Source organism: Mesorhizobium sp. M7A.F.Ca.ET.027.02.1.1 (assembly GCF_004022985.1).
In the GTDB taxonomy this organism is placed as follows: domain Bacteria; phylum Pseudomonadota; class Alphaproteobacteria; order Rhizobiales; family Rhizobiaceae; genus Mesorhizobium.
Genome location: NZ_RZOL01000989.1, coordinates 1 through 391 on the forward strand (window position 1 = coordinate 1; position 391 = coordinate 391).

General features: G+C 57.3%; 1 protein-coding gene. It reads right to left on the bottom strand.

The window, feature by feature from the left end:
* Positions 1-391 (bottom strand): helicase HerA-like domain-containing protein (locus tag EN749_RS37390; RefSeq protein ID WP_128365179.1); only part of this gene is annotated, 391 nt, incomplete at both ends.

Here is a 391-nt window from a genome sequence, read left to right on the forward strand (position 1 = left end):
TTCCACCACGGACGGGCTGCCCTTCGCATCCAGGAACGAGATCAGCGCTTCACCGGTGCCTAACGCCTGAATCGCCGCTTCGGTATCAAAGGCAGGATTGGCGCGCATGGTTTGCGCGGCGGCTTTCACCGCTTTTTGATCCTTCGGCGTAAAGGCGCGCAGGGCGTGCTGCACGCGGTTACCAAGCTGGCCGAGCACGTTATCCGGGATATCCGACGGGTTTTGTGAAACAAACCAGACGCCGACCCCTTTGGAGCGGATCAGGCGAATGACCTGTTCAATTTTATCCAGCAATACCTGTGGCGCGTCGTTAAACAGAAGGTGCGCTTCGTCAAAGAAGAACACCAGCTTCGGTTTTTCCAGATCGCCCGCTTCCGGTAACTGCTCGTAC